The organism is Methanosarcinales archaeon, assembly GCA_014859725.1.
In the GTDB taxonomy this organism is placed as follows: domain Archaea; phylum Halobacteriota; class Methanosarcinia; order Methanosarcinales; family Methanocomedenaceae; genus Kmv04.
Window position 1 is genome coordinate 1 of record JACUTQ010000184.1, and the last position, 3920, is coordinate 3920.

At 40.4% G+C, this 3920-nt stretch carries 6 protein-coding genes and 2 pseudogenes; all 8 read left to right on the forward strand.

Annotation, left to right across the window (positions count from 1 at the left end; genetic code table 11):
• A partial coding sequence (locus IBX40_11610) for an AAA family ATPase (protein ID MBE0524963.1) occupies positions 1 to 1054 on the forward strand: 1054 nt, incomplete at its 5' end.
• Between the two features lie 26 nt (positions 1055 to 1080).
• On the forward strand, positions 1081 to 1815 hold the full coding sequence (locus tag IBX40_11615) for an ATP-dependent endonuclease (protein ID MBE0524964.1): 735 nt from the start codon (positions 1081 to 1083) through the stop codon (positions 1813 to 1815).
• Between the two features lie 133 nt (positions 1816 to 1948).
• Positions 1949 to 2229 (forward strand): annotated as a pseudogene (locus IBX40_11620) (hypothetical protein).
• On the forward strand, positions 2226 to 2459 hold the full coding sequence (locus tag IBX40_11625; GenBank protein ID MBE0524965.1) for a hypothetical protein: 234 nt from the start codon (positions 2226 to 2228) through the stop codon (positions 2457 to 2459). Before IBX40_11620 ends, IBX40_11625 begins: the two are co-directional and overlap by 4 nt.
• A 35-nt stretch (positions 2460 to 2494) precedes the next feature.
• Entirely contained in the window at positions 2495 to 2641 is a 147-nt protein-coding gene (locus IBX40_11630; protein MBE0524966.1) for an ATP-binding protein, read from the forward strand.
• Positions 2638 to 2901: pseudogene (locus IBX40_11635) on the forward strand (DUF4062 domain-containing protein). Before IBX40_11630 ends, IBX40_11635 begins: the two are co-directional and overlap by 4 nt.
• A gap of 333 nt (positions 2902 to 3234) precedes the next feature.
• Entirely contained in the window at positions 3235 to 3594 is a 360-nt protein-coding gene (locus IBX40_11640) for a putative DNA binding domain-containing protein (GenBank protein ID MBE0524967.1), read from the forward strand.
• A 181-nt stretch (positions 3595 to 3775) separates the two neighbouring features.
• Positions 3776 to 3920 (forward strand): hypothetical protein (locus IBX40_11645; GenBank protein MBE0524968.1); only part of this gene is annotated, 145 nt, incomplete at its 3' end.

Below are 3920 nucleotides of genomic sequence, written 5' to 3' on the forward strand. Positions count from 1 at the left end.
TATTATAGGACGGAATGGTGCTGGAAAATCTTCTTTTTTTAAAGCTATAGATACTTTTTATGACATTGCAGCGCCGATAACGGAAGAAGATTTTTTTGATCGAGACATGGGTTCCACCATAGAAATCCGTGTAACTTACGGTAATCTTCGAGATGATGAAAAAGAAGAATTTCAGCTATACATAAAAGACGATAGATTAATTGTCACAAAGCGTATCTCAAGCGAAAATAATCATATAATACAGCGCTATTATGCAGCAGCCTTACAGATACCTCAGTTCGCTGAGATAAGAGCTAAATCTGGTAAAACAGATCGTCGTAATGCTTGGAATGAACTAGTTGATAGTAGTAACTTAGTCGATTTAGGTGGGGGTGCTAAAAGTGCAGATGAAGTCGAACGACTTATGACTGAATACGAAGCTAATCATCCAGAACTCATGGAACAGGTTGAGCGGGAAGAACAATTTTTTGGATCAAAAAACATTGGAGGGGGCAAACTCGACAAATTCACAAAGTATGTTTTGATTCCCGCCGTTCGCGAGGCTTCAGATGAGGTAAGTGGTAAAAAAGGAGCGATATATCAGATTTTAGATATGATTGTTTTAAGAAGGATCAATGCTAGAGAAGATGTTAAAAAATTCAAATCCGAATTTGAAGAAAGAGTTAAAAAATTATATAGCTCTGAAAATCTCACTGAGTTACCGGAACTCGGAAATTCAATTTCTCAGACACTTGAAAAGTTTGCGCCCGGTTCTCAGCTAAACTTAAGATGGGATGAGGTAAAACCTCCTGATATTCCGCTTCCTCCAGCAAGGGCAACTCTAGTCGAAGATAGTTTTGAGGGTGAAATAACTCGCAAAGGGCATGGCCTCCAAAGGGCATTAATAGTCACCTTACTCCAACATTTAGCTATGACAGTTCCTGTAGAACTAACTGTCGAGGACTTAGATGAAGAAGAAACAGGTGTTTTAGAACCTCAAGACCTTGAAACATCACATAGCCCTGATCTGATTTTAGCTATTGAAGAACCAGAGTTATATCTCCATATTTCATAGACCTCCACCGTTTTGACCAAATTCGAATGGTGAGAAAAGTACCCTCACCAGATTCCCCTGTTCCACAGAGTATTATTACATGTTTTTCTTTAGATCAAGCTAAGGGGGAAGTAGCAAAAGTCTATAATGCCGAACCTGCCGGTTTCACAAGGGAGAGCTTTAGAGCACGTGCAATGCCTGTCATGAACACTATTGTAAGCGAGGGCTTTTTTGCAGACGTAGTTGTAGTGGTAGAGGGGCTATCTGAAGTGGGCACATTATGGAAGCTCCAAGAGGTCATGAAAAAGAATTGGCCTGAAATTGGAATTGTTGTAGTTCCAGCAGGCGGGAAGAATAATATAGATCGTCCAACGGTGATTTTTCGAGGACTTTCCATACCTACATATTTTATCTTTAATGCGGATTCACACCTTATTGGCAAAGAGAACACGGAAGAAGATGCGATAAATCGTAATCACAGATATCTTCGTTTAGCTGGTGTACCAATAGAAGATTTCCCGGATACTCAAGTTCATGAAACTTGGGCAGTATTTAAGGATACTCTTGAAGGAATATTAAAAAACGAACTTGGTGAAGATACATTTCTATCAATCCGAGAAGAAGTATCTTCTGAATTGGGATATGATAAGCCAAACCGCGTGATCAAAAACATTGAAGGGGCTGCACTCTTTATAGAACGCATATATGATAAGAAATATCGAATTCCAACTCTTGAAGAAATTATTGAAAAAATTACACAACTACAAAGAGATATAAGATAAAATGGGTCTGACTCCATATGATATTGCATATACGCTACGGATTATCACCTTTGCCTTTCGGTCGCAACATCGTATTTACTGGAAACGTTATCTGCGATTGTCCTAAAAAGAAAAACTTGTTTATGGTATGGACATGAAAATTCGTTACTACATTGATCCGGAAAATGGTCAACCCCACATCTATAACCACAATGTATCCAAAAGCGAAGTGGAAGATGTATTATTAAAACCCGGGGAAGACCGACATGGCACAGACGGTTCACGGATAGCTTTAGGTCAGACCCGTGCAGGGCGTTATCTCAGGGTAATTTACATTCCGGACGCAGAGCAAGAAAGTGTTTTTATCATAACAGCCTTTGAATTGACTGTAAGCCATTAGTAGCATATAAGCGCAGGAGGCGAAAGAAAGAATGAAGCAGAGTAAATTCCCAAAAGGATGGGATGAAGAGAGGGTACACAAAGTTCTGGCCCATTATGAAAAACAAACAGAAGAGGAAGCCTTAGCCGAGGATGGGGCAGCCTATGAGGACAGAACTCAGACTACAATAGATGTCCCTGTTGAATTAGTTCCTGCGGTCCGGGAACTTATTGCAAAGCATCAAACATTACGGGATCCGAAGATAACGGCAGATAACAGCGGATAAAGGAGAAATCAAAGGGAACTTTTTTGATTCTCATTATGAACCACCCAAACCTCATCAAAACCGGAAAATCCAACACCGTCGAATTCAAAGAAAAATTCGATGAACGGACCATCGAATCAGCAGTAGCTTTCGCCAATACAGCTGAAGGATGCTTAATAATCAAAGCGGAGGTGCCACGATGACCTCATTGTTCAAAGTATTTGTGAGTTCAGTGCAAAAAGAGCTTGAAGATGAACGGCTACTCATACAGAATCTCGTGAACACCGATCCGTTCCTATCAGCACATTGCACACCCGTACTTTATGAATATGAACCAGCATCCGCTGAAAAAGCTTTAGAAGGCTGCCTTAAGTCACTAAACAATTGCCAGGTGTATCTGTTAATCGTGGGCGTGCAGTATGGGACTCCGGCGGATGGACTATCGATAACTCACACTGAATACAGGTTCAGGAAACTGGTTGAAATGGGATTGGCTGAAAAACTGGGGGCTGGACGCTCCACTCGATACCGCCTAAAAAGCTGGTATAATCGTCAAGTAAATTCCGTTAATCGTAAAGTGAAAGGAAAATATGGTGAAGATAAATGGCATTTCCAATGTTTATTCATAGCCAAAGATGGGCAGGAAGGCAAGGAATGAACACATATCCTCGTGTGACCGATGAATGCCTGCAAATCCATCACAAGCCTTGTGATGTTTTTGAAAACTCAATGAACCAGTGACAACTGATTGAAGAGGGATTAAAACCAAATAAATACAAAATCTCAAACCAAAATCATGACCCTCCCAGACCGCATCAAAACCGGAGAATCAGAAACCATCGAATCAGCAGTATCTTTTGCCAACACAAAGGGCGGGATAATCTTCATAGGCGTATCCGATAAAAACAATATCAAGGGCATCAAAATCGGAAAAGAAACACTCAACCAGTGGACAAATCAAATATCCCAGAGCACAGCCCCCCGCATAATCCCGGAACTGGAAGAGATCAAGGTCGATGGAAAAACTGTCATAGCAGTGAAAATCAAAGAAAATCCAATGAAACCCATATCAACAAAAGGCAAATGCCTCAAAAGAGTGGACAGCAGCAATCGTGCAATGAGTGCACAGGAAGAGGAACAAATGCACCTGCATTAGACATGAATGAGCTGGGACAAATATCCTGCATGGAACGCCAGGCTTGCAGATATCGATCTTGATGATGGGGTCAAGGTTAATTATGCGAAGTTTGAGGGGTTGGTGGGGAAGATATGAGTAGAATTGAGTACAATAATTAATTTAACGAATTATCATAATAGAAGGAAATTAGAGGTACAATATGCCTGAAGTAGAATTAATAGAAAGAATAGTATCCGACCTTGATTTCTTTAAAACAAAAATAATATCCATCGAAGAAACCGCAGAGGAAATAGATAACGATCTGCATCATGTCAAACCAGAGTATATCCGGAAGCTTGAATCAA

Coding starts and splice junctions, on each gene's coding strand:
- IBX40_11630 (MBE0524966.1), top strand. CDS start 2,495: ATGAACCACCCAAACCTCATCAAAACCGGAAAATCCAACACCGTCGAA.
- IBX40_11640 (MBE0524967.1), top strand. CDS start 3,235: ATGACCCTCCCAGACCGCATCAAAACCGGAGAATCAGAAACCATCGAA.
- IBX40_11615 (MBE0524964.1), top strand. CDS start 1,081: ATGGTGAGAAAAGTACCCTCACCAGATTCCCCTGTTCCACAGAGTATT.
- IBX40_11625 (MBE0524965.1), top strand. CDS start 2,226: ATGAAGCAGAGTAAATTCCCAAAAGGATGGGATGAAGAGAGGGTACAC.